This window comes from Rhizobium sp. AN73 (genome assembly GCF_030757975.1).
Lineage (GTDB): Bacteria > Pseudomonadota > Alphaproteobacteria > Rhizobiales > Rhizobiaceae > Agrobacterium > Agrobacterium arsenijevicii.
The window spans coordinates 14,612-41,135 of the sequence record NZ_JARWME010000001.1 but is presented as its reverse complement, the minus strand read 5'-3'; the positions used below and the strand labels follow the sequence as shown (position 1 = coordinate 41,135).

Here is a 26,524-nt window from a genome sequence, read left to right as displayed (position 1 = left end):
AAACTTAGCGAGTTGACGAAGTTTTCCTTGCGCGACGGATATGTCGCGTGATAGTTAGTGACATGGCTAAGCATTCACTCGAACTTTCACTGATCTTTCAGGCTCTGGCTGATCCGACACGTCGGTCGATTTTAGCCCGGCTCGCCGAGGGGCCGGCTCCGGTCATGGAGTTGTCCGGTCCGACGGGGCTGCGTCTGCCCACCGTAATGCGGCATCTTTCGGTGCTGGAGGAGGCGGGTCTGATCAGCACGTCCAAAGACGGGCGTGTGCGCACCTGCGCCATCGTGCCCGAGGCTCTGGAGCCGGTGCGGACATGGCTCGATGACCAGCGGGCCATATGGGAGAGCCGGCTCAGCCGGTTGGATGCATTTGCAATGAAGGCGATGAAGGAGAATTCCGAATGACGTCTACACTCAATCTGCATGGCGCGACTGCTGCGCCCCATCTTACTGAGGGCCGTTTTGCGACGCTGAGCTTCGAACGGAATGTCGCTGTTCCCCTGTCGGCACTGTGGCAGGCCTGGACGGCCCCGGCCGCGCGGGCGGTCTGGGCTGCTCCCACGCCTTCGGTGACCGTGGAGTTTCTGGAGGCCGACACCAGCGTGGGCGGGCGCGAAATTTCACTCTGCAAGATCGAAGGGCAACCGGATATTCGCTGTGAGTGCGGATGGCTGGAGTTGCAGGAGGCCGTGCGTAGCGTCAACTATGAGGTGGTTTCATCCGAGGGCGTGACACAGTCGGCGGCGCTGGTGACAGCCGATTTTTCCGCTGCTGCCGGTGGCAGCCGACTGGTCGTAACGGTGCAGCTTTCCTCGCTCGCAAACAACATGCAGGCGGGTTACCGGCAGGGGTTCGATGCCGGCCTGAACAATCTCGCCGGAGTGGCCGAGCGAACCATGATACTGGAGCGAACGATAAAGGCGCCGCGCAACATTGTCTGGAATGCCTGGATGAATGCCGAGACGCTGCCGCAATGGTGGGGGCCGGAAGGGTTTTCCTGCCGCACAAAGAGGATCGATCTGCGAACCGGTGGCGAATGGGTATTCGACATGATCGGCCCTGACGGCACCGTCTATCCGAACCATCATCTCTATCACGAGGTCCGGCTGCAGGAGAGGATCGGCTATTCGCTGCTGTGGGGCGAGAATGGGCCGAAACATGCCGATGCCTGGGCCTCCTTCGAGGATCATGACGGCGCGACGAAAGTTGTATTGGGCATGGTGTTCAGCACGGCGGCCGAGTTTCAGGAAGCGAAGGGTTTCGGTGCGGTGGAACTGGGTCAGCAGACGCTGGGCAAACTGGAACGTTTCATCACCGTATCGGGATTGCACCGGGGCTGATCCTCGACAGGTGCGGGATGTTTTTTGGTGATCCTGCCCTGCGATTGAAGTCGAGTTACCGCACGGGCCTTGAGGCTCGTGCGTAAATTTAATTCTTGTTTATCCTAATATTATAAATAAATAAAATTATGTGTTCCTCGGTCACCATGTCCTGTTTCGCGTGGCAGCAGCTTTTTTTTCGACATTCCGCTAATTGATATAGCGCAAATTACAGCGCTGTCTTGCGAAGAAAAATACAGTCTTATCTGATAGTTATCACCATGAAAAGGAGGCTTTTCGATCCGTTGGCTCCGGTCTTCCGGTTTTAGTTGGTCGCCTATCGTCTCACGGATTTGTAGAAGTTTTCGTGGCAACTCCTTAGGGTTGCGAAGCGGTTGCGTCTGTGGCGTACTCGCACTCGTCAAATGGAATGGGTTGGGAAATCATTCAATTCGACGGGGGGATGATGAATTATCGTTGCCAATTGCGGGGCTTAAGACGATTTCTCTGTTCTGGAACTGCATTAGTTTCAGGTGCGATCTTTTTCTATTCGGAGCCTGTGGATGCAGCGTGCATCTTTACTCCGACAGCGGGTGACGACAGTTACATCTGCGACAGCGGTACGTCGGCGGGTGGGCTGACGGATACGGGTGGCAACAATACGTTGCTTCTTCCAACTGCCGGTACGGGAACTATCGCCGGCAACGTTACGTTTGGAGCCGGTGCCGACAGGATCGAAATCTATTCCGGCAGCATAAATGGCGCCGTTGTCCAGGGAAACGGCGACGACGCCTTTGTGATGTCCGGTGGAACCGTTACCGGCAATGTGCAGCAGGGCAGTGGCGTAGACGATTTCCGGATGACGGGCGGGACTATCCAGTCCCTCAACCAGGGCGACAATCTCGATACTTTCTTCATGTCCGACGGACGCATCATCGATGCGTTCGATGATGGCGATGTCGCCACCATGACGGGTGGCCGTATCGGTCGTGTCAACATGAAGCTCGACGACAACGTTTTCGACATGTCGGGCGGCATTATCGACCGGAATCTGGTGACCGGTTTTGGCAATGACACGATCATTCTCTCGGGTGGAACGATCGGCGGCAATATCAGCGTCAGCGGCGGAACCGACAGCGTCACCGTTACCGGTGGCGTGGTTGGCGGCAGCGTGCTGCTGAGCTTCGGCAACGACAGGTTCAACTGGAACAGCGGCGGCATCATCTATGGCGCGATCGACCTTGGCGCGGATGATGACACCGCCACGCTCACCAATCTTGCGAATGCTCACATAGGCGCAACCACGCAGATAAGCGGTGGTCTGGGCAACGACAGCCTGACGATGAGCAACGTCAAGACGGAAGGGGTTGCCCGCTTCGACAGTTGGGAAACGATAAACCTCACCAACGATACCGAGCTTGTCTTCGATGGCACGCTGACGCTTGGTGACAGCGGCACCGGGACGGGAACCTTGGCAATCGATTCTGCCAGCACGATCTATGGCGGCGGGCAGAATGGAAGAGTTTCCGCCTTTTCGGCGGGTGCCTTCGCCAATCTGGTCAATTCAGGTCGTATCGATCTTACCAACGGCGGCGGCGGCGCGTCGGACACGTTTACGATTTCCGGCAATTATGTGGGTAATGGCGGCCAGATTTTTCTCGACACCGTTCTTGGCAGTGACGGCTCCGCTTCCGACAAGCTGGTCATCGATAGAGGCACCGCATCCGGAAGCACGGGCATGAACGTGGTCAATGCAGGAGGTTCCGGCGCGGCGACTAATGCGGACGGCATCATGGTCATCGAGGCCGTGAACGGCGCGACCACCGCCGGCGGGGCATTTGCGCTCAACAGCCGCGTTGCCGCCGGCGCATACGAATATTACCTGTTCAAAGGCGGTGTTTCTGCCGGAACGCAGGACAATTGGTATCTCCGCTCGACGATCGTGCCGGGGAGTGGGGCGATTGCCGGGGCGCCGGACCCGCTTCAGCCAAATATCACGCCGGAGGCAGAAGCGCCCGAAATCACCGGAGCGCCTCCGGCTTCGCAACTGCCGTCCACGCCCATACCCACCGTGGGGGACCCGACGACGGCCCCGACGGACCCGACGCCGCCCATCAATGCGGGCGATCCGCAACCGGCAGCTCCGCCCACGCCACAGGCGGCCGCGGCCGCAAGTCCTCCTCCTGCGCCACCGTCGCCGCCGACCACGCTTGCATTGATCCCAAGCGCCGGCGCCGCGCCGCCGACACCGGGCGCCACGGCGGTGATTGCCGATATCGTGCCGCTCTACCGGATCGAGGTTCCGACCTATTCGGTTGTGCAGCCGCTTGCTCAATACCTGGCGCTGTCGACACTTGGCACCTTCCATGAACGGCGCGGCGAGCAGGCTTTGTTGCAGGACGACGGATGGATCCCGAATACATGGGGCAGAACCTTCGGCCAGAACACGGACATGAAGTGGGACGGCACCGTTTCGCCGAGCTTTGACGGCAATCTCTACGGCCTTCAGGCCGGTCAGGATCTGCTCGGTCGCGAAAGCGGCGATGGGCATTTCGACCGGTTCGGCCTGTTTGTCGCTTATACGAAGATGGATGGCGACGTGAAGGGGCAGGCACTCGGCTGGAATGATCTTGCCGTCGGCAACGTTAAAATCAGCGGCACGAGCGTTGGTGGTTACTGGAGCCATATCGCGCCACAGGGCTGGTATGTGGATGCGGTCCTCATGGGCACCTGGTTCGATGGCCGCGCCTCGTCAAATGCCGGCCAATCGATCGACATCGACGGTTCGGGTGTAACCGCCTCTCTGGAGGGCGGTTATCCGATCGCTCTCGACGAGCAATGGAGCCTCGAACCACAGGCGCAGATTGTCTGGCAGCACCTCTCGCTGGACGATACCGCCGATCGTTATTCTTCAGTCTCCTTCGATAGCGACGACACCGTCACCGGCCGGTTGGGCTTGAGGCTGCAGGGCAAATACGAGACGAGCGCCGGGCTCATTCAGCCCTATCTCAAGGCCAATCTCTGGCACAGCTTTTCGTCCGACCAGACGGTCCGTTTTGCGGGCGATCCGATTGTTACTGAACTCGGCGGAACATCGCTCGAGCTTGGCGGCGGCATCACTGCCGCATTGACGGAGACGGTCAGCCTGTTCGCGACGGTGGATTACACGACCAATCTCGGCGGCCAGAAAACGCGCAGCTGGGAGGGCAACATCGGCCTGAGCGTCAAGTGGTGATCGGCAGATCAAGACAGGTGGGAACGGGCTGATCGAGACGATCTGACGTCTCAGGCACAGCAGGTCATTTGGGGCATTTTGAGGGGTTTACGGAATGCGTAAAAGCAGGATTGTGGCAACGATTGCCTTCGTTTTGGGATTGTCCTTCCCGAGTTGGGCAGAGGCCGCTGGCTATATTACTCCCTGTCTTCCCGCGTCGGTCTCTCTCGGAGACCAGATGCGCAATCCCACGTCGTAACGGAAGGTGAGCCTGCCTCATGTCGTTGCGCTGGATTTCACTCTCAATATGCGGCCTGATCCTCATCTCCGGTTCCGCCCCGGCTCTCGCCCAAAGCTGTTCGACGATAAGAAGCCAGATGGGGGCCAGCGCCAGCGCTTCGAACGCGGAGACGATGCAGAAACAGCGGCAGATCGCCGCCATCCGGGCGCTCGAAAGGCAACGGTCCTGCACGCCCGAGAAGGCTGCATCGGGCGGGTTGTTCAATGCCTGCCGGGGGCTCGCCCGCCAGCGTGCTGATGCCGAGAGCGAACTTGCCGCCGCCCGGCGGAGCGAGCGGTCGGCCTCGTTGCAGGCACGCTTTCAGGCACTTGGATGCGACAGCACCAAGCAGCAACGCACGTCGGAGGCAGACCGACGTTCGGGGTCCGATGTCTATGCCCGCAACGCCCTTTATTATTGCGTTCGCCCTTCCGATGGATATCACTTCCCGGCACCGAACTCACAATTTGGCGGACCGAACTATGCCAAATCCGCAATCGATCAATGCCGCTTTATTTGTGAAAACCCGGCGATGACGGTTTATGTTCTCGAAAATCCGCAGCTGGAAACGTCGGAAATGCTGTCGGTCGAGACCAGAACGCCATACAAAGACCTCGCGACTGCATTTCGATATCAGACTGATCCGGGCCAAAATTCATGCAACTGGTCGCGCTATTTCGCGCGGATCAACGAACTGAAATCCCGCGCGGTTTCGACCACCGATCTCACCAGTTCGATTATCCCCGTTCCTTCCCTGCGGCCCGCAAACGGAGCATCTCAGGCCCTGGCCTTCGAGGAACCCAATCCGCCACCAAATATTGATCGGGTAGTCCGCATTGTCGGGCCGGTCTTCCTTCAGGATAGCGAGGGTGAGTTCCGCGCCAAGACCCAGCTGGACAAGGAGCGCTAGCCGCCGCCCTTAATGCTGCTCATTTGGCAAAAAGATTGGCGGCCATATAATCCACAAATGCTCTCACTTTCGGAGAGAGATATCGGTTGGTGGGCCAAAGGACACAGTAAGTACCTGTATCGGCCAGATAGTCGTCCAGAACTGGCACCAGTTTCCCCCGTGCGATTTCGGACGCGACGGCGAATGAGGGCAGGCATGTGATGCCGAAAGATCGCTCCGCAAGGAAGATCAGCGGATCGAGCGTGCTGGCAACGGTCGCAACCGGCAGATCGATCCTGATCTCGCGCCCTTCGCGAACCAGCGGCCACGGCTCGAGTTTGCCTGAATTTGCAAAACGGTGGTGAAGGCAACGGTGCCGGGCAAGATCTTCGGGAACCTGCGGACAGCCATGGGTTTCAAGATAAGCGGGGCTGGCCACGATCTTGTGTTTGAAAGTTCCGAGTTTGCGGCTCATCAGCCGCGTGTCCCTGATCTCGCCAGTTCGGATGACCGCATCAAACCCCTCCTCGATGACGTCAACCAGACGGTCGGTAAAATCGAGATCGAGATTGATCTCCGGATAGGCTTCCATGAAGGCCGATATTGCCGGCATCAGCAACATGCCCGCCAGCGGAAGGCTGACACGCAGCTGCCCGCGCGGCGCAGCCTGCGATCTCGACAATTGCGCCTGCGCCATCTCGTATTCCGACTGGATGCGCCGGCATGTATCGAGGAAGAAACCACCATCCTCCGTCAGGGTCATGCTGCGTGTCGAGCGATTGAACAATCGCACGCCCATCTCCTCCTCCAGACGGGCAATGGCCTTGCCGACCGCGGATCCGGAGATGCCGATACGGTGTCCGGCCGCCACGAAGCTTCCCGCCTCTGCCGCCTGAATAAATATGCCGAGGGTTCCGAGCTTGTCCGTGGTCATCTGATTAAGGAATTTTCTTCCTGTAAGTTGAGAATTACAGCCTGTTTATCCCTTATTTCTCCTCCGATATCCAGATGCAACCGCGGCTGAAATGGCCACGGCTGCAAATGGAGATACTTATGGAAACGAAACCCGTTGCAACCTTCGTGGGCGCTCCCGCTCCCACGACCTTCATTGTCAACGTCATTCACGTTCATCCGGGAAAGCAGGAAGAAGCCTTCGCCATCATTCAGGATGTCGTACATTACGTCGCCGAACGGAAAGAAGGGTTCCTCTGGAGCAGCCTTGCAAAAAGCACGGACGGACAGACGGTCGTTAATGTCGAGGCTATTCAGGGAGCGGGCAATATCGACGAATTCTTTTCCGATCCGGTATTCGTTGAAAAATTCCGGAAGCTGGACACCGTTTCAAAGAGCGAGTTCCATACCTACACCGTCGACGATCTGGTTCTCCCCAAGCTCATGACGGCATAACAGCTGTGAAGGCTGCTCGCCTGCGGCAACCACAGGCGGGCAGCCCGGTTGGCGTTATTTCGCCGCTGCCTGAATGATCTCCGGAGACGCCCCGTATTTTTTCTTCGTCAGGCGATGATAGGCAACGAATTCATTGACGGGAAGCGCCTTGGAGAACAGCCATCCTTGCCCGAAGTCGACGCCTTGCGCCTTAAGATATTCCGCCTGTTCCTCCGTTTCGATCCCTTCCGCCACGGTAAACAGGCCGAGCGCTTTGGCCATGCCGATGATGTGCGACGTAACCGAACTGGTGGCCGTATCCTTGCCCACCGTGTCGACAAAGGATTTGTCGATCTTCAATGCATCCATCGGCAGACCTTGCAGATATTGCAGGCTTGAATAACCGGTTCCAAAATCGTCGATCGCCACGGAGTGGCCGCGCTGCCGCGCTTCGGCCAGCGTAATTTTTGCCGCTTCGATATCGATAAAACCGCGCTCCGTCGCTTCCAGCCAGATTTGTTCGGGCCGGATACCCGTATGCTTCAGCTTCTCTTCGATAACGGTGAGGATGCGGCCGGATGCGACATCCTCCGCGCAGAGATTAACGGCGATATGCAACGTCCGGTCCTCGACTAGCACCTTCCGCAGATCGGTGACGATGGCATCGACAACCTGATCGGTGATCGCCAGGATCAACCCACTTTCTTCCGCCAGCGGAATGAAGAGGTCAGGGCGCACCAGAAAACCATCCGGCCGCCGCCAGCGAACAAGCGCTTCCGCCCCGATGCAGATACCCGTCTTCAATTCCACAATCGGCTGGTAATGAACGATGAACTCACGCTTCTGGACGGCAATGCCGAGTTCAGTCAGGGGAGACAGGCGGTTCCGCGATAACCAGATGACGGTGCCGACAAGGAATGCCGCGATGATCGCCCCGGCGGGCAGGTAAAATATCTGCTCGCCCCGAACCTTCGCGGTGATGTTTGCGCGGGGTTCCATTGCAATCGCGGCCAGTCCGTCGCCGCGGCTGACCGCGTAGATCACCTCGTCCGTCATGCCCCTTTTCGGCTCGCCCAGCAATTCCTTCACAAGCTGCGGGGCAGGCGCATTCAATTGGTTTATCAGGACGCCTTGCTCGGTTGTGAGGGCAAGGGACATGCTGTCATCGATCAGAATATCGACAAAACGGGAGGGGGCGACGAGAACATTGTGAGCGCCGAAGTGAAGCGCCGTCATTCGCGTGCCCTGGCTGACTGTCGGCTCTATCCGGACGGCGACTTCCATTCCGTCGGGCGTCGTATATTCGGTGCGGGATTTAGGGAAAAACCCCTCGGTAATGCCCCAGGATGTGCATTTCAGATGGCCGTCTTCGAAGTATCCGACTTCCTCCACTGACGGCGCGTTCATCGTCAGTCTGCGCATCAATTCAATATGTTCGGTGGAGCATGGCGGCAGATGGGCGGCCTCGGCTGCGTCGAGCACGCCTTTTGCATCCTTGAACGTATCGGACGCCCGCTGAATGACCTGGCTGGCAAGCACTTTCAGAGTGTCCTGATCCTTCCGGACGGCAATCACCCATGATGTATAGGCCATTGTCGCAATCGGGATAACAGCGCCGAGAACGCCCAGAAGAACGCCAAGCGCGATGATGCGGGAACGTCTTGCTTCCATTTAACGGCACTCTCGCGGATGCAATTGAACGTTACTCTCCATGCGCCTACCAGATGTTTTTTCCAATATTATTTCGGTTGTTCGAAGTGGTCCAAGGTGCCACTTTCAATCCAGCGATAAATTGCGGAGCCGGAAACCGGGCTTTCCTGACCCGTCCTTTTAAACCTTAAATTGCTAAAATATTCCACCATTCACCCTTCACTTCGCAGACGGCTCCGGCACACCTGAGTTTCAGATGAAGTAGCCGTTCGAAACCACAAAACAGACCAAGCCCGATAGCCGTCCCAAAAATGACAGCATCGAGCTTGGCGGGAACGCAGTCCCGGAGTGATGGAAGCCTGCTGCGCAAAACGCAAAGGTTGGAATATGACGGTCACATCCACAAAGCGATTGCGCGACAGCCAATTTTCACCGGGGGCAGGGATAGCCCGGTGCGATCCTGCACGTCGGCCGGCCGGGCTTTTGCCAGTGCGGAGGTCTCGGCCGGTGCGGAGGACGAATGACGATAGTCGGCGCAATCACGACGGGCCGTTGCCATCCCGACCGCTGCACATAATTCGCTGATACCCACCCCGAAACACCAAGGGCCCGCACGCTGCACCAGTTCGAGACACAACGACCGATATCAACGCGTGCACCTGCAGGTAGCGTGGCAATCTTTTGATAGTCCGCTCCCGGGCCACTGCGCATGTTGACATTCCCAGTCGTATGCCCCGGCGCCGCCGCCGCCATCGCCTGCATGAACAAAAGACAGAAACCGGCAGTTATCACCGTCTTGAACCCGTTTCGAAACATCATAGCCCTCCCGGCTGTTTCATGGATTAGTTCAACTCCGGCGGGAATGATGTCGCACTGCGCTCGCAAATACAATGCGATGTGTCTAATATAGTAAATTGTCTGGACGGCAGCGCTCGGGTGCTTGGCGTTTTCTGGCGGAACTACGATTTGGGTGCAAAGTTCATGGGGGCTGGAGGTTCGCTCAACTCTGGAGCAAAAGACACCAATTTACCGTCTGCCTACTGTCCTCGTGCTGCTATACGTCATGTGGTTGCCAAAGCAAAGTAGGGCTCGCACGGGCATCTGTCACATAGAAACGCTGTCGCGAAGATGGGTCGGAAACGATACCTTTGCCTGACTATGCCAAGTCCGAAAAGGAATCTTAGCATTCTCTTTACTCTGGCTTACACTGAGGTCTTGCAGCGCAACACACATTCCCTTAACTTGTAGTTGTCATTTGACTCGAAGGTTTGAGGTGCGAAGGCCACTCTTAGAATTTACATATGAAAAATGATAAGTGCGTCAACCCATTGTCGACGTTCATTATTATGTGAATTTTGGAATATTTTTGCTCGCCAGATTGCTTGAGAAATGATCGCTTCCGATTGGCGTTTCGCAACGGAAACTACTACTTTAACGCTTCTGCGGTCAGATGATCTGATCGACGGATCCGGTGAGGATCAACAGCAAGTACAGCTGCATAGTGAAGCATGAGCGGCATTGTCGCGCCATACTTCTTTCAAACGCAGGCTTACTGAAATGCTCCTTGCTGCTTTCCGTCCTTGTTTCCACCGGACGCTTCTTTTAGTTTTGGATATCGCAATCGCGTTGTGCGTTCCGCTCTCCGTCGGGGCTTCGATAGCTGCAGAGGCAACACATAAAGCCTCGCTGAGGTTGGAGAACGGGGAGGATGTCAATCTCCATTTCTTACACGGCGATCTGACGGCAGCGCTTGCCGCCTTTCATGCGACATCTGTCGAATAATCGGACGGCAGATACGATGAAACAAGCTGACCGGACATTCCTTGCGGTAATGATATCCTTGAGCTTCTTGGCTGCTGAGCCTGTGTGGGCACAAACGCCCGCTGATGATTTTTCCCGGCGACAGGATCATCAAGAGCAGATGCAGCGGCTCGAACAATTGAAACAGGTAACCCCGGGTGACTCAGGCAGTCGCCCAGCCCGAACAATCCCGGGTGAAACGAATACCTCAGGCCCATGCTTCGAAATTTTGCGTGTAAAGATCGAAGGGGCTGCAAATATTTCCGCAGGTACGCTCGGGAAGGTGACGCAGCCTTACAACAACCGCTGCGTCGGCGTTTCCGACATTACCAGCCTGCTCAAGACAATCACGGACCTCTATCTCGACAAAGGACTCGTGACCTCGCGAGCCTATATTCCGCCGCAAGATATTGCCGGAACAAAATTGCTCCGGTTGGTCGTCGTCGAAGGCACGATCTCGGACATTTATTTCAACGGCAAATCGACCGAGCGAAATAGTGTTTTCGCTACGGCCTTTCCCGGCATGAAGGGAGAGGTTGCCAACATCCGCGACATTGAGCAGGGACTGGATCAGATCAACCGCCTGTCATCGAACGACGCAAAGACCTCGATGTTACCGGGCAGGAAAGATGGAACGTCCATCCTCAACGTCGAGAACAAGCCGGGCAAGCGCTGGCACTTAACTCTTGCCAACAACAACCTCGGTCAGGAAAGTACAGGCTATTCGCAGAGCAATATTTCGTTCGGTTTCGATAACCTCCTCGGCCTCAATGACCAGTTGGGGTTATCATACGGACGAACCGGTCCGGATTACCCGTGGGATAGTGATGGTCGTGGACACAGCAACAGCTATTCGGTCAATACGAGTATTCCCTATGGCTACTGGACCTTTTCGGCAAACGGTTCCTGGTACGAATACGATAGTTCCATTCCGGGTAACTTCGGGCCTATCGAAACCTCCGGTGCTTCCGGCCAGGTTGGGCTCGGTGTTGATCGCGTCATTCTGCGGGACAAGGACTCGATTACGACACTGAGAGGTGGCCTCACTTATAAGCAGACCGACAATTTCCTTCTGGGTAACCGGATTGAGGTCGGGAGCCGTAGGTACACTTTCGGTACGATCGGCCTGTCTCATTCTGCCCGGACGTTGGGGGGAGTCGTAGCCTTCGACTTTGCCTTGGATCAGGGGCTGGATCTTTTTGACGCGGTTGCACCGGGGGAGCCGGGAGCCGGCATGGCTGATCCCCGATTTTCAAAATTCAGCGCAACGATCAGCGGCACGCGCCCGTTCGAGGTTGCCGACGAACATTTCGAGCTGTCCACACTCCTGAATGCCCAGTACTCGCAGGACAACCTGTTTGGCGCAGAACAGATCGGACTCGGTGGCTATAGCAACGTTCGCGGTCTCCGTGAGGGCGTTATTTTCGGCAATAACGGCTTTTTCAGCCGCAATGAACTCGCATGGCGAACGGTGCCCTGGGAGGGAAGCACGCTGGCTCCCATCCTTGGGGAACTGCGTCCTTATGTTGGGTTCGATTTCGGCCGGGTATTTTCACAAGATCGTTTCGACATTCCGGGTGGCCATCTCGCCAGCTGGACGGTTGGCGCAAAGCTTGTGGGCGGGAGTTTCAGCGCCGATATCGGCTATTCACAGACCTTTTCCAGTAGCGTCGGTGAAGGACGCGGCAACCTCATTTTCGCCAGCGTGACTGCACGCTGGTAATTTTCTAGAGAGAGAATCGTGATCAATCCATCTTTTCACACGCGTAAATTATCCTTCACAGGCGCCATAATGGCGACGGTCATTGCCGTCTCCGGTTGTGGTGGCCGAGCAGCCCATCCCGTTTCAGCCACCAACCCAACCGACAGCGCTTTCGATTGCGCCGGTATCAAGCGGGAATTCGATGCCAACGAGCGACAGGTCTTGGCGACAGTGAAGGAGCGGTCGGATGCGCAGGGCAAAAATGTGATCCTTGGCGCAACGGGTGCTCTGCTTTTCTGGCCAGCGCTGTTCTTTATGGATCCGAAGTCCCCGGAGAAGTTGGAGATCGACGCGCTGCGTAACCGCAATCAGGTCCTAGCCGAGATTGCCAAAAGCAAAAAATGCCCAGCGCCACAGTCTAAACTGGCAGACGTCTACAAGAAACTCGACAGCAAGCCATCCCCGGCCGACACGAGCAGAAAAGACCGCTAAGCCCAACTTTTATCGTCTGACACGAGAGGCGAACAGCAATGACATCACAGTTCAAGCGTCTTTCACGCAAAGAAACCAAAATAGTGCTGTTCGCCAGTGCCGGAAAACTGGCTCGAAAAATCATCGCGACAGTTGTCAGTTGTACGCTCGTGCTTCAGCCGGTGCTCCTCCATGCACAGGACATAACGCCGGATACAGGGGCTGCCGCGATCAATCGACCGGGTGTTGGCGCGGCCCCGAACGGCGTGCCGCTGATCGATATCGTCACTCCAAATGGTCAGGGTCTGTCGCACAATAAATACGGCAATTTCAACGTCGGCACGCCGGGTGTCATCCTCAACAACTTCAATGGTGAGGTGGGCACGTCGAAACTGGGTGGCGTGACACCTGGCAATCCAAACCTTCAAGGCAGAGGTTCTGCCACTGTCATCCTCAATGAGGTGACGTCGCAGAACCGCAGTTCGCTTCTCGGTCCAACCGAAGTGTTCGGCGGCAGGGCCGATGTCATCATCGCCAATCCGAACGGGATTACCTGCAACGGCTGCGGCTTCATCAACACGCCACGCGCCACGCTGACGACGGGTGTGCCTGATATTGGCGTCGACGGAGGCCTTAATGGCTTCACGGTCAACGCAGGGGATGTCACCTTCGGTCCTAACGGTGGGAATTTTGCGCTCGGTGATGGTGCGGTCGATCTGTTCGATGTCGTGTCCCGCACGATCCAGATCGACGGCACGATCTATGGCGAGGACCTGCGCCTGACTGCCGGTCAGAGCAAGTTCGATTATGCCACGGGGGAGGCAACTCCACTTGATGCGACCTCCGGAACACCTGAATACGCAATCGACGGTTCAGCACTTGGGGCCATGCAGGCCGGCCGCATCAAGATGGTCGTGACGGAAAAAGGCGCTGGCGTTCGCATGCGCGGCGACATGGCCGCCAATGCCGGGGAGCTCTCGCTGTCGGTAGACGGCAAGATCTCGATCGGCAACGCCTCTGGCAATAACGGCGTAAGCATTTCCTCGAAGGGAAGTGTTTCGACTGGTCGCCTGACCTCGAAAAAATCGGTGTCGGTCAAAGGGGGCAAGGACGTCAGCGCCGCATCGGTCGGCGCAGAAGAGGATATTCTGATTAATGGCGGAGCAGGCTTCGTCGATGTCAGCGGTACTCTCGGGGCTAGTGGTGCACTCCACGTTCTGGCAGATGGGCGTATTGCCTTGGCCGACGCGTCGGCTGCCGGTCCTGTTTCGCTGTGGTCGGGGGCTGGTTCCATTGCCATCAGCGGCACGGCCCAGTCTGGCGCGGCGATGTCGCTTACGGCTGCCTCAGGCGCGATCGCAGCGGGCTCACTACTTTCGAAAGGCGATTTGGCACTGCTCTCCGGCCTTGATCTCGGGATTTCCGGGCTCGTACTTGCTGAGGGCAATTTGCAGGCGTCCGCAGGCGGGAACATCCACTATGACAGCATGGAGGCAAACGGAGACGTTTGGCTGTCTTCGACACATGGTGTCATCAGCTTCGATAAACGCACAGCCGCCGGGGGCGACATCAGGATCAGGCAGCAAAATGCCGACCTTTCCAATAACAGGAGCAGGCTTGCCACATCTGGCACGCTCTACATCGATGCCAATAATATTAATCTCACCAACAGTACGCTGACATCAGGCGGTATTGATCTCACGTCATCTGGAACGACAGATCTGACGGGCGCGCGGCTCAATGCTGTCACTGCGAGCAGCACTGCTCGTTCCGCTCCTGGGTCAGGTGATATCGCGATCACAGCAGGTAGCCTCACTGCGAATGGCACCACCAATATTTTGGCTGCCCATGATCTGACGCTCTCCGTTTCACAACTTGTCAACGCCGGTCAGCTGGCCGCTGGCAACGATCTTACCGTCAATGTCGCCGGCAACCTGACCAACACCGCCACGGGGCTGATCTATGCCGGCAACGACGCGGCTCTCTTTGTCGGTGGCGTGCTCGCCAATGATCAGGGCGCGATTGTCGCAGGTCGTGATCTCACAATTGCTGGAAGTGTTTCTGGAGGGCGCAACGGAGCCGTTGTCAACAGTTCTGGCCTGATCTCCGCTGGCCGCAACATGTCTATCGTTACCGCAAATCTGCGTAACGAAAGAACAGTTGCTCCCACTTACACAACACAACTCCTCTCTAACACACTCGTTTCCGCGTATGACACGTATTATGCGAGAGAGTGCGGGAATTGTTCGTCGCCTATCGAGTTTTATAATCGGTCATTCGTTATCGGTAGCCCAATCCATCACGTTTACCGGGATGTTGTCGAGGATCGGCTCATATCTTCTGGTAGTCCCGCAGCTCTGATCAAGGCGGGTAACACCCTTTCCCTCGACACAGTCGATCTCACTAATGCCTATAGCGCCATTGAAGCTGGCTCCGGCATGACGCTTGTTGGTTCCGGCACGCTGACCAATCTCGGTTTGCAGTTGCAGCGCACAACTTCGCTCAATTGCAACCAACAAGGTGGCTGCCAATATTATCCCGATGTCATCTATGAGTGGCAGGAATCGAAAACAAGCGGCGATACAGGTGGTTGGGAAGGTTCATGGCAGGTCGCCATGCCTGGTCCCAGTCCCTTTGGAACGCGGGATGCGTCAAAGGATATCGGGCCAGGACGGAGTGTAGAAAGCGTCGAGGCGATCGGCGGTGTTCCCGCGGTGATCCGCTCTGGCGGAGCGCTGGGCATTACCGGCTTTGGTGCCGTTAACAATACCGCCGCAGCAGGTACGATCGCCGACCATGTCGCTGTGGCAGCGCCTGCGCCTTCGAGCGATCCCACCGGATTGCTCGCTGGTATGACCGCAAGCGGTGCGCTGTTCACTATCGGCTCCGTTGCAAGCCCGCAGTCCGGCGGCTTTGGCGGCACCATTCCCGGCCAGAGCTTTCTCTATGAGACCCGCGCTGCGTTCCTCGATGTCTCGAAATTCTACGGTTCCAGCTATTTCCTTGGCCGCATCGGTTACCAGCCGGATCGCCAGATCCAGTTCCTCGGCGACGCTTATTTCGAGAACCAATATATTGAGCAGCAGCTCAGACTGGCGACGGGCTCCGGTTTTACCGGGCAGGATTCGATCGCTCAGATAAAGCAGCTGCTTGACAACGGAGCCGCCTATCTGGGAGCGCAGCAGCGCCCGCTTGGTGAGCCGCTGACGGCTGAGGAGATCGCCAGCCTCACCGAATCCGTCGTCGTTTATGAGTGGCAGACGGTCAACGGTACGACCGTTCTTGCGCCGGTGCTGCATCTTGCCGCCAACGACAGAGAGAGACTTAACTCCGCTGGTGCGCTGATTGTGGGCAATCAGGTGACGATCGATACTGGCCTGCTTGCAACATCGGGGATGATTGCATCGACTGGCGATCTCACCGTCTCCGGTTCATCGATTGCGGCAATCGGCGGCACCTTCAACGCGGGCGGCAATGCGTCAATCAAAGGCAACGAGGGCATTCTGCTCGCCAACGCGAAGGTGAATGCCGGCGGCAATCTCGGCCTGACCTCGGACGGAGACATCAATATCTCCGTGACCGAAAGGTCGACAATCAGCACCTTGCGCGACAAGCGGAGCTCAACGACCGTTGTGAGAACCACAAGCCAGGGTTCCGAGATCACCGCGGGCGGATCGATCTCCGCCAATGCAGGCGGTAACCTCAACGTCATCGGCAGCACGATTGCCGCCGATGGAACCGTTGGTCTGAAGGCGACCGGTGATGTGACGATTGCCGAAGCTGTCGACACCACCACGATTGACTACGCCTACACGAAAAAGGGCGGTCTTTTCGGTGGCAAAAAACAGACGACGAGCCACACGGAAACGCAGACCGTCGTCGGATCATCGGTCAGCGGCGGGAAGGGCGTGTCCATTACCTCGGGTGGCGATACCGTCGTCTCCGCCTCGAAGGTGACGGCTGGTGATGAAACCAGCAAAGCCGATATCAATGTCAGCGCAGGTGGAGATCTGCTGATCGCCTCCGGCAAGAATACGGCGGAGTTTGAGCAGAGTTCATCAGCCAAGGGTTTCCTCTCCAAGAAAAGCTCCACCCAGTACAACTACGACGAAGCGACAGTCGGCTCCGAGCTTTCCGCGTCTGGCAACATCAAGCTGGATGCTGGCGGCAACACCGTCATAGCGGGGTCGAACATAACAGCAGGCGATGCAATCAGCGTCGCGGGTGACAGCGTCGCCATCATCGGAGCCGAGGAGCAGCATGCGCTGGAAAGCAGCAGCAAGAAATCCGGCCTGTTCGCCGGCTCCGGCGGCGGCTTCCTCTCGCTGTGGGGCAAGGAGCAGAAAGAAAAGAGCCAGTCGTCTACCCTCAACGTTGGCTCCGGGCTCAGCGCTGGAACCGATGTCACGCTCACGGCGCGCGAAAACGACGTCAATGTCATCGGCTCCTCTATCGCAGCCGGTCAGGATATAACGCTTGATGCAGCCCGCGACGTCAATATCACTCCCGGGGCAGAAAGTGCCTCATCGCAGGAGAAGGAAAAACGCTCGGGCTTCGGTATCAGCGTCTCATCCGGCGGTGGCGGCTTCTCGGTGGGTCTGGGAGTACAGAAGACCAAAGACAGCAAGGAGCAGCAGGCCAACACGAACGCGGTCTCGGTTCTCACTGCCGGTCGTGATCTCCTTGTTTCCGCAGGAAATAACGTCAATCTGCAGGCGGCAACCGCCTCCGCCGGACGTGACGTCGACCTCTTTGCCGGGAATGACATCAATCTCCTCTCGGCCAAAGACCGCACCAATTATCAGGAGATGCACGAGAAAACCTTTGCCGGAGTTACGGTTTCCGTGTCCAGCCAGGTTGGCAAAGCCGCCCAGAGCATCATGAACTCGGCTGAACGGCTGTCGGACGGCGGTGGGGTCAACTCCATCACAAATACCGCCATTGCCGGCCTTGGTTTCTATCAGGCCTATAAGGATTTGCAGGGCGTCTCGTCGGACCTTTCCGCGGGCAAGGGCCTGTCCTTCAACGTGGGTATCAATGCGGGCGTCAGCCACCAGGAAAATAGCGCTTCTTCTTCATTCTCCACGCCTGTCGTCACCGACATCCGTGCCGGTCGCTCGATCGCCATCGAGGCAGAAAACGGTAATATCACAAGCGAGGGAGCACAGATCCTCGCCGGTTACGGCAAGAATGGCCTGCCAGTCATCTCGCCCGATGCGCTGACCGGCGATATCTTCCTGTCCGCAGAGAATGGTGACATCAATCTCAATGCCGCCACAGGAACGTCTGACGCGGCAAGTTCAAACAACTCCTGGAGTGCAGGCGTCGGCATCAACATTGGCTGCGCGACATCAGGCGGCTGCAATGCCAGCGTTGGTGTCAACGGGTCTTACGGCAAGGGCGGTTCCACCACTTCCGCAACCAGCCATACGAATACCCATATTAACGGCACTGGCGATGTGACCATTGTCACCAATGATCTGGCGCTCAAGGGCGCGACTGTTGCTGGCAACTCGGTCACCGCCGATGTCAGAAACCTGACGATTGAAAGCCAGGTCGATACGGCCAAGGCAAAGGCGGACCAACTCAATGTGTCTGGCCAGCTTGGTATTGGAAACAACGGTGTCTCCGGCTCCACGCAGAAGGCCAAAGGCGATGCGGCGGTCGTTACCGAACAATCCGGCATCCATGCTGGAACGGGTGGCATCGACCTCAACATTGAGCAGCACACCTCGCTTATTGGCGGCGTGATTACCAGCGAGGCTGGCGCGGGACGCAACAACCTCTCCACTGGCACGCTTGACGCCACCGATATCGATACGCATTCAAGCTGGAAAGCCGAAACCTATGGCGGCTCGATCGGTACTGGCGGCCTCTCCATCGCACCGCCGGTCAAGGCTGGCGAGAGCGAGACCGGCAAGGCCTATTCGGCGATCGGCGGCAACATCCCGATCACCATTACCGATCCAGCCAACCAAACGCAGGATATTGGTACAATCCGCCGCGATACCGCCAATACCAACATCGCGCTACCCGGTCTGCCGGATCTCGTACACATTCTGCGTGAGCAATACAGAACACAGGCCGATCTCCAGGAAGCGCAGAAGACAATGGCCGGTTTGGCTGGCGATATTGCTTCCAGTCTCTACAACAACGCGACGACTCAGGCCGAACGTGACCTCTGGGATGAAGGTGGCGCAGGTCGAGCCCTTCTTCACGCCATCGGAGGCGGTATCCTTGGCGGCGTCAATGGATGGGAAGGAGCTCTCAGGGGTGCGCTTGGGGGAACCGCGTCGGCGCTCATGGCGCCAGCCATTGCGGACCTAGTCAAGGGCATGCTCAAGGACAGTAGTATGTCCGATCAGGACAAGCAGATACTTGCCACGTTGATCGGCGCAAGTTTGAGCGCCGGGGTCGGCGCGGCTGTAGGCGGCGGAGAAGGCGCTGCCTACGGAGCTGCGGAATATCAATACAATTATCTCAATCACGATGAACAACTGGCGCGGGAAAAGGCGAAACGACAGCTTGCAAAATGCGAGGCGGAAAACGCCTGTACAGACAGGCAAATCGCAGCGCTGCAGGAGCAGATTGGATATTGGGATCAGCTTGATACGCACCGCGATACGGTTCTTGTGGACGCTTGTAATGCTAACCGGACAAGTCAGGCCTGCGTTGCCGCCATTACCGATGCGCTGAAAGCCGTCGAGTATCTGCGTAACCCTGCCAACCCTATGGACCCCTCATCAATGGTTCCGGGCGGCTATGCCGACATGGAAAGGCGGCTGGTCAATGGAGGCTTCGGTGGCCTCTCAAACCAGGAGCTGAAAGCGGCTGTTTACGCCGAACGTCTTCAGACCATCGAGTTGCTGGCGCGATATCCGGATTCTGTCCAAACGGCTCTCAAGGGATTTGTTAATCAGTCAATTGTCAACGCAGCCATCGCTGTACTGACATTTGGCATCGCTGAAAAGCTGGGGCAGACCAGGCCCGGAAGCGCTGGGTCGAATGGCGCCGCTGGACAAGCTGTCAAAAGCATAGATGATATCTTAAAGCCGCATGGTGACTTTGTTGGGACCGTTAACAAAGGAGCCACACCAAACATTCGAACTCTTTCTTTAAGTGAGTTCAATACTCTGAAAAATGATTTGCTGAATGGAGCCACAATGTCTAGACCCTACGCGGGGGGAAGGGCGTTTGGTACGATCTCCCAAGCGGAGGACGGGTGGGGGTCCGAACCTCCAACAATTCCGGGGTAACGTTGGATATTGATATTCCCGGCTATCCCAAAGGTTTTAAGGTACACCAGCAATGACCCAAGAGCCTGTTGAAAAGTATTTTGGAACACCGATCAGCGAGTGGATCGCCCGTGTTGCGAACGAATTGGAGGTGGATGCTGTCGGGTTATGGCAGATTATTCCGGTGGGCATTGATAGCTTTGGGCTATCGAACGAGCAACTCGAAGATTTTGGATATCGTTGCGTGGTGGCTCTTCTTAAACGAGGAGCGGTCCCTGTCAAAAGCTCATCAGAACTTCCAGGTTGGGTTCCTGAAATGAAATATCACGGATCTCATGAAGAAATGGCGATGCGAATCATTAGTGATTGGAAGGCTGGTAAGCTTGTGCCCGATCATGATGGGTTATGGTTTGCGCTTCTTCCCTGATCTTGGGCGTCTCCGGAAAATCCGCTGATATCTATACACATTCAACCTGAAAGGCCGAAACCTATGGCGGCTCGATCGGTACCGCCGGCCATCGGCAGGAATGCCTCAGAGGTGGTTCGGTTTGTCTGAACAGTTTCGGGCGTTTCGCTAAGTGGATTTCCGCCTCGATTATGCTGCCACCATCATTGGTGCCAGCGCGTTAAAGTAGGCCTGATCCGGCGTCTGCCGGTCAAGGGATGAATGTGGGCGTCGGCTATTGTAGAAGGTCAGATATCGGCTGATGCCGACGCGGGCCTCGGATACTGTTTTGTAGGCGTGGAGGTAGACTTCTTCGTATTTGATCGAACGCCAGAGCCGTTCGACGAAGACGTTGTCCCGCCACGCACCCTTGCCATCCATCGAGATGGCAATCTCAGCCTTCTTCAGCACGGCGGTGAAGTCCATCGAGGTGAACTGCGATCCCTGGTCGGTATTGAATATGTCGGGTTTGCCATAACGGGCCAGCGCTTCCTCGACTGCTTCGATGCAGAAGGCTGCTTCCATCGTGATCGACAGTCGCCACGACAGAACCCTCCGGCTGAACCAGTCCACGACGGCGCAGAGGTAAACAAATCCGCGAGACATGGGGATATAGGTCAAGTCCATCGCCCACACCTGGTTGGGTCGGGTGACCTCCAGCTTGCGCAGGAGGTAGGGATAGATTTTGTGACCTGGCGCTGGTTTGGATGTGTTCGGGCGACGATAAATCGCCTCGATGCCCATCTTCTTCATCAGCGTGGCGACGTGGAGCCGCCCGGTTTTCAGCCCTTCTCCTCTCAAGAGCCCTTGCAACATCCGACTTCCGGCGAATGGGTAGTCGAGATGCAGTTCGTCGATCCGGCGCATCAAAGCCAGATCGCCGTCGGGCACTGGACGAGGCAGATAATAGACGCTGCCACGGCTGAAGCCGAGAAGCTTCGCTTGCCGTGCGACCGACAGTTTGTGTGCGCGGTCGATCATTTCTTTCCGCCCAGCAATCCCGCCTTGCCGAGCGCTCCGGCTAAAAAATCGTTCTCCAGTGTCAGTTCACCGATCTTGGCGTGCAGTGTTTTCACATCGACGGTTGGGCTCGCCGGTTCGGCCTTGGTTTCATCACCAAAAACGCCTGTCGCCCCCTCAAGGAGCTGGTCTTTCCACTGTTTGATCTGGTTGGCATGCACGTCAAACTGCTGGGACAATTCCACTAGCGTCTGCTCGCCTCGGATGGCGGCCAGCGCCACTTTTGCCTTGAAAGCCGGGCTATGGTTCCGACGCGGTCGTCTCGTCATGGTCACTCCTGTTCCCGGCATTTAAGCCGAAGTCAGGCAGAAATTCCACTTATCCCCGCTGTCCAGATTTCCCGAGCCAGCTCTTGATCCAGCCGGGCACGCGAGGTGCTCCGTCTGTGCACCCCGGATAGGGGAGCATTCCGTTGTCGGTTTGTTTTAACCCCACGGTGCAGGCTGATCCGCAACAATTGAGTTGAAGTCGCTAATGGAAGCGTAGCGCGCGGCTCGCACCTTGCCGAACTTGCTGGCGTCCACCACAAGATGCTTTTGCACCGAGCGTTGCATAACCATCTGTTTGATCGGCACTTCATGGAAATGTGAACAGGTAACGCCGTGCTGTTCGTCCACGCCACCGGCAGACAAAAATGCTTTGTTGATGTTGATGCGCTTCAGCACCTCAATACCCTCATCCCCCGAAAACGAGGCTGCTTCCGGGTGATAGAGCCCCCCGAGCATGATCAGGCGCACATCGCTTCTGCTCGCCAGCTCCTCTGCAACATTGAGGGAGTAGCAGATGACGGTTACATGGGCGTTAGCCGGAATTTGCCGCGCCAGATGCGGCATTGTCGTTCCGCAATCGATGAATACGGTATCATACGGTTCGATCAGAGCTGCCGCCTGCGTACAGGCGCGCGCTTTGGCTGTCGCATGGCAGTCCTTTTCCTGGTCCAGCACGTAGTCGCTGCTCACTGCGCCGTCCTGAACCGGAATAATGTAGCCGCCAAGACAGCTCAACCGCTCGCCGTCGGCGGCAATGTCGCGGCGAATGGTAATTTCGGATACGCCAAGCCGGGAAGCCGCGTCCCGCAGCCTCAGTACGCCCGTTTCCTGAACAAGAAGAGCCAGCGCGTCCAACCTGGCATTGTGTGCACTTATTCTGCTCACCGTATCTCCGCTTTCGGTTTGTCCCCTGCGCTTCTTATTTGGGTGTTACTTTCCTGGCAATTGCCCCCTGACTGCGCTTGACAAGGGAACGTCAATCATGAAACGATCGAAACATAATGATCGGATTGTATCATAATAGTTCGCATTATCGGGAGAGGAAAACAACAGGTTTCTGGGTCACATAGTGGTCCATGTACCGGGGCGTGGGAAGCCTTTCCGGGAGAATAAGGAGGCGTCAGGCGCGTGAGAAGCGATTGCCGGCGTTAGGGATCGAACATTGTCGGGTGCTGCGACCGGGATAGGCGTGGCACATTGCAGTTTCAAAGGGAGGAGTTATCCGTGAATAAAATCTTCGCAACCATTGCGCTTGCTGCGACGCTTTCGGCGTCGGCTGTCTTTGCGCAGAGCGCCGTCGATACGTCGAAGGTCAACAAGGAATTGATCACCGCGGCGAGCGGCAAGAAGTACACGATCGCAACCGTCGTGAAGGTGGATGGCATCGCGTGGTTTGACCGCATGCGTGATGGTGTGGAGCAGTTCAAGGGTGATACCGGCAACGATGTCTGGATGGTTGGCCCGAGCCAGGCTGATGCCGCCGCCCAGGTGCAGATCGTCGAAAATCTCATCGCGCAGGGCGTTGATGCCATCGCCATCGTGCCGTTCTCGGTCGAAGCGGTTGAGCCGGTGCTCAAGAAAGCGCGTGATCGTGGCATTGTCGTCATCAGCCATGAGGCTTCCAACATCCAGAACGTCGACTTCGACATCGAAGCCTTCGACAACAAGGCCTATGGCGCGAACCTGATGAAGGAACTCGGCAAATCCATGGGCGGCAAGGGCAAGTATGTTGCCACCGTTGGCGGTCTGACGGCCAAGTCGCAGATGGAATGGGTTGATGGTGCCATCGAGTACCAGAAGGCCAACTTCCCGGACATGTCGCTGGCGACCGAGCGGCTGGAAACCTATGACGACGCCAATACCGATTACACCAAGCTCAAGGAAGCGATGACCGCCTATCCGGGCATTACCGGTATTCTGGGCGCTCCGATGCCAACCTCCGCAGGCGCTGGCCGTCTGATCGCCGAGGGCGGTCTGTCGGGCAAGGTCTTCTTCGCGGGCACGGGTCTGGTTTCCGTCGCCGGCGAATATATCAAGAACGATAACATCCAGTACATCCAGTTCTGGGATCCGGCCGTTGCCGGTTATGCCATGAACATGCTGGCTGTCGCGGTTCTCGAGAAGAAGAACGATCAGATCAAGGCCGGTCTGAACATGGGCCTGCCCGGTTACGAAAGCCTGCTGGTCCCTGACGCCTCCAAGCCACATCTGCTCTATGGCGCAGGTTGGGTCGGCGTGACCAAAGAAAACATGGATAAGTACGACTTCTGATCCGAACCTCGGAGGGAGGGGCAACCCTCTCTCCTTTTACATCCGCGTTTTCCAGCCTTGCATGAGGCCATTATGACTGAAAATCTGATCGAGCTGCGCCATATCGGCAAGCGGTTTGGCGGCGTGAAGGCGCTCGACGACGTGTCGCTGAGCATTCGCCCGGGAGAAATCCATTGCCTTGCCGGTGAAAACGGTTCCGGTAAATCCACCGTCATCAAAATCATGTCCGGGGTTTACACGCCCGAGGACGGCGAGATTCTGATCGACGGGAAGCCTGTTGGCAAACTCGATCCGGTAAAATCCGTTCACCACGGTATCCAGGTGATCTACCAGGACTTTTCGCTGTTCGGAAACCTGACGGTGGCCGAGAATCTGGCGATCAATACCTTCCTGATGGAGGGCCGCAAGACGGTCGACTGGCGACATGTCCGCGATATGGCCAAGAAAGCGCTGGACCGCCTCGGCGTGACCATCGATCTTGATGCGGATGTCGAAAGCCTGCCGACGTCGGGTAAGCAGATCGTGGCGATCGCCCGCGCCGTCATGGCCGATGCGCGCCTGATCATCATGGATGAGCCGACGACGGCGCTGACGCGCCATGAGGTCGATGCCCTCTTCAAGATCGTGCGTGATATTCAGGCACAGGGCATCGCTGTGCTCTTCGTCAGCCACAAGATGCGTGAGATGCTCGAAATCAGCGAGCGCCTGACAGTTTTCCGCAATGGCAAGAAGGTTGCCGAAGGACCGATCGCCGAATTCGACGAGCCGGCGATCACCCGTGCGATGACGGGGCAGGAACTCACCGCCCACAGCTATCAGTGGGTGCCGCAGGAGGGCGCGGATACACCGGTACTGGAAGTGCGCAATCTCTCGGTTCCGGGTTCCGTGGAAAACGCCGATCTGACGCTTAAGCCGGGCGAAATCGTTGGCATTTCGGGCCTGATCGGTTCGGGCCGCACCGAACTTGCGCTGGCGCTGTTTGGCATGCGCCCCGGCTTCACCGGTTCCATGCGTGTGGGAGGCCGGGAGGTTCACCCAAGGACCGTTCAGGAGGGTATTGCCTGCGGTATCGCCTACGTGCCGGAAGACCGCCTGACCGAGGGCCTGTTCCTGACGCAATCGATCGAGCGCAATATCATCGTGACGTCGATAGATAAATTTGTCCGTGGTCTTTTCATCAATCGCAAAAAGGCGGACGAGACGATCCGCGATATGTTCTCGGCCATGCAGATCGTGGCGCCGGGACCGCATACGCCGGTCAATCATCTCTCCGGCGGCAATGCACAACGCGTGGTTCTGGCCCGCTGGCTGCTGACCGGCGCCAAAGTGCTGATCCTGAATGGCCCGACTGTCGGTGTCGATGTCGGCTCCAAGGCGCAGATCCATAACATCATCCGCAAGCTTGCCGAAAAGGAAGGCCTGGCTGTGCTGATGATTTCCGACGATGTGCCGGAACTGGTGCAGAACTGCAACCGCGTGCTGGTTATGCACCGCGGCCGTTTCGTCGACGAACTGTCGGGAGAAAGCATGACCGAAGACGCCGTTAATGACCGGCTCAAGACGCTGAATTGAGGGGTCGCAAAACATGAAATTCTTCAGAAGCACAGAATTTATTATCGCCTGCGTCTTGCTTGCGGCCATGGTCATCATTGGCCTCATCAACCCGGCATTCTGGTCACTCGACAACATCTTCGGCCTGTTACGGTCCAATGTCGTGATCGGCATCATGGCGCTCGGCGTCCTGCTGGTGATGATTTCAGGCGGTATCGACGTATCGTTCACCGCCTTTGCCATTGCAGCGATGTATCTGACCGTGCGGACCATGGTCTATCTCGACTATGACGGCGTGCTCATTCCCTTCGTTGCGGCAACGCTGATCGGCCTGGCTCTCGGTGCGTTCAACGGTTTCATCATCCACCGTTTCAAGATGATACCGCTGATTGTGACGCTCGGAACCGGCTCAATGGTGCGCGGTCTGGTTCTCGGCCTCGTCGGCACCAGCATCGTCAACATCAACAAGATGCCAAAGGAATTGATCGAGTTCGGCAAGACCGACGTGATCTCGCTGACCTCGGCCACGGGTTCGACTTTCGGCCTGACTGCGATGTTCGTGGTCTATCTGGGTCTGGCATTGGTCATTCATCTCGTCCTCACCTACACCATGATCGGGCGTAGCGTTTATGCCTATGGCGGCTCTCCTGAGGCAGCCAAGCGCGTTGGCTTTAATACGGGCGCGACGATCTTCTTTGTCTATTGCGTTGCCGGTGCGCTGGCGGGCTTCTCGGGCCTGCTGCATTCGTCGATGATCTGGCTCGCCAACCCGCGTGATTTTGTCGGTCTCGAACTCGACGTGATCGCGGCCGTGGTTCTGGGCGGTGCGTCGATCTTTGGCGGACGCGGCACGGTTCTCGGCACATTGATGGGCGTGTTCATGCTGGTGATGGTCAAAAACTCGCTGATCATCATGAAGGTGGACACCACCTGGCAGCGTGTCGTTGTCGGCCTGATCATCATCGTCGCCACTGCCATCACGGCATGGCGCGACCGTAAAAGCATAGCGTGACGGGAGAGCGC

At 57.1% G+C, this 26,524-nt stretch carries 17 protein-coding genes; 12 read left to right on the top strand and 5 right to left on the bottom strand.

Features of this window, described 5'->3' with window-relative positions; translation table 11 throughout:
• The first annotated feature begins 62 nt into the window (after positions 1-62).
• From RBH10_RS00145 to RBH10_RS00130, 4 genes are all read left to right on the top strand, one after another.
• Positions 63-404, top strand: coding sequence for a helix-turn-helix transcriptional regulator (locus RBH10_RS00145; RefSeq protein WP_281039146.1), 342 nt, complete (start codon positions 63-65; stop codon positions 402-404).
• Complete coding sequence (locus tag RBH10_RS00140; protein ID WP_281039145.1) at positions 401-1,339, top strand: SRPBCC family protein; 939 nt, start codon at positions 401-403, stop codon at positions 1,337-1,339. Before RBH10_RS00145 ends, RBH10_RS00140 begins: the two co-directional genes overlap by 4 nt.
• A 445-nt stretch (positions 1,340-1,784) precedes the next feature.
• The gene (locus tag RBH10_RS00135; protein WP_281039144.1) at positions 1,785-4,553 is read left to right on the top strand and encodes an autotransporter outer membrane beta-barrel domain-containing protein; all 2,769 of its coding nucleotides are present in this window, start codon (positions 1,785-1,787) and stop codon (positions 4,551-4,553) included.
• A gap of 257 nt (positions 4,554-4,810) precedes the next feature.
• Positions 4,811-5,722 (top strand): DUF2865 domain-containing protein, encoded by a 912-nt coding sequence (locus RBH10_RS00130; protein WP_281039143.1) that lies wholly within the window; start codon positions 4,811-4,813, stop codon positions 5,720-5,722.
• 19 nt (positions 5,723-5,741) lie between these two features.
• On the opposite strand, the gene RBH10_RS00125 is transcribed toward RBH10_RS00130, so the two are convergent.
• Positions 5,742-6,635 (bottom strand): LysR family transcriptional regulator, encoded by an 894-nt coding sequence (locus RBH10_RS00125; RefSeq protein WP_281039142.1) that lies wholly within the window; start codon positions 6,633-6,635, stop codon positions 5,742-5,744.
• Positions 6,636-6,754: 119 nt separating this feature from the next.
• Here RBH10_RS00125 and RBH10_RS00120 point away from each other — a divergent pair, with 119 nt between their 5' ends.
• Positions 6,755-7,108 (top strand): antibiotic biosynthesis monooxygenase, encoded by a 354-nt coding sequence (locus RBH10_RS00120; RefSeq protein WP_281039141.1) that lies wholly within the window; start codon positions 6,755-6,757, stop codon positions 7,106-7,108.
• 54 nt (positions 7,109-7,162) lie between these two features.
• Here RBH10_RS00120 and RBH10_RS00115 read toward each other — a convergent pair whose 3' ends face one another.
• Positions 7,163-8,758: an EAL domain-containing protein gene (locus RBH10_RS00115; protein WP_281039140.1), complete on the bottom strand. Its 1,596-nt coding sequence runs from the start codon at positions 8,756-8,758 to the stop codon at positions 7,163-7,165.
• A 408-nt stretch (positions 8,759-9,166) separates the two neighbouring features.
• Positions 9,167-9,448, bottom strand: a complete 282-nt coding sequence (locus tag RBH10_RS00110) for an SH3 domain-containing protein (RefSeq protein WP_281039323.1) — start codon at positions 9,446-9,448, stop codon at positions 9,167-9,169.
• A 1,087-nt stretch (positions 9,449-10,535) separates the two neighbouring features.
• Between RBH10_RS00110 and RBH10_RS00105 the strand changes: the two genes are divergently transcribed.
• The 4 genes from RBH10_RS00105 (at position 10,536) to RBH10_RS00090 (ending at position 20,372) form a co-directional block, all read left to right on the top strand.
• Entirely contained in the window at positions 10,536-12,260 is a 1,725-nt protein-coding gene (locus tag RBH10_RS00105) for a ShlB/FhaC/HecB family hemolysin secretion/activation protein (protein WP_372339756.1), read from the top strand.
• 69 nt (positions 12,261-12,329) lie between these two features.
• The gene (locus tag RBH10_RS00100) at positions 12,330-12,731 is read left to right on the top strand and encodes a hypothetical protein (protein WP_281039321.1); all 402 of its coding nucleotides are present in this window, start codon (positions 12,330-12,332) and stop codon (positions 12,729-12,731) included.
• A 38-nt stretch (positions 12,732-12,769) separates the two neighbouring features.
• Positions 12,770-19,966, top strand: coding sequence for a hemagglutinin repeat-containing protein (locus RBH10_RS00095; RefSeq protein WP_306180344.1), 7,197 nt, complete (start codon positions 12,770-12,772; stop codon positions 19,964-19,966).
• Between the two features lie 52 nt (positions 19,967-20,018).
• The gene (locus tag RBH10_RS00090) at positions 20,019-20,372 is read left to right on the top strand and encodes a hypothetical protein (protein ID WP_281039137.1); all 354 of its coding nucleotides are present in this window, start codon (positions 20,019-20,021) and stop codon (positions 20,370-20,372) included.
• 168 nt (positions 20,373-20,540) lie between these two features.
• On the opposite strand, the gene RBH10_RS00085 is transcribed toward RBH10_RS00090, so the two are convergent.
• Both RBH10_RS00085 and RBH10_RS00080 read right to left on the bottom strand, forming a co-directional pair.
• A protein-coding gene (locus tag RBH10_RS00085) for an IS3 family transposase (protein WP_281039752.1) occupies positions 20,541-21,679 on the bottom strand; the annotation gives its coding sequence in 2 pieces (ribosomal slippage) (positions 20,541-21,412 and positions 21,412-21,679; 1,140 coding nt in all).
• Positions 21,680-21,835: 156 nt separating this feature from the next.
• The gene (locus tag RBH10_RS00080) at positions 21,836-22,564 is read right to left on the bottom strand and encodes a DeoR/GlpR family DNA-binding transcription regulator (RefSeq protein WP_306180342.1); all 729 of its coding nucleotides are present in this window, start codon (positions 22,562-22,564) and stop codon (positions 21,836-21,838) included.
• A 339-nt stretch (positions 22,565-22,903) separates the two neighbouring features.
• Here RBH10_RS00080 and RBH10_RS00075 point away from each other — a divergent pair, with 339 nt between their 5' ends.
• The 3 genes from RBH10_RS00075 to RBH10_RS00065 all read left to right on the top strand — a co-directional run bounded on the left by RBH10_RS00075 (position 22,904) and on the right by RBH10_RS00065 (position 26,513).
• Entirely contained in the window at positions 22,904-23,950 is a 1,047-nt protein-coding gene (locus RBH10_RS00075; protein WP_281039735.1) for an autoinducer 2 ABC transporter substrate-binding protein, read from the top strand.
• A 72-nt stretch (positions 23,951-24,022) separates the two neighbouring features.
• On the top strand, positions 24,023-25,522 hold the full coding sequence (locus tag RBH10_RS00070) for a sugar ABC transporter ATP-binding protein (RefSeq protein WP_281039734.1): 1,500 nt from the start codon (positions 24,023-24,025) through the stop codon (positions 25,520-25,522).
• A 13-nt stretch (positions 25,523-25,535) separates the two neighbouring features.
• Positions 25,536-26,513, top strand: coding sequence for an ABC transporter permease (locus tag RBH10_RS00065; protein WP_281039733.1), 978 nt, complete (start codon positions 25,536-25,538; stop codon positions 26,511-26,513).
• Positions 26,514-26,524 lie beyond the last annotated feature (11 nt).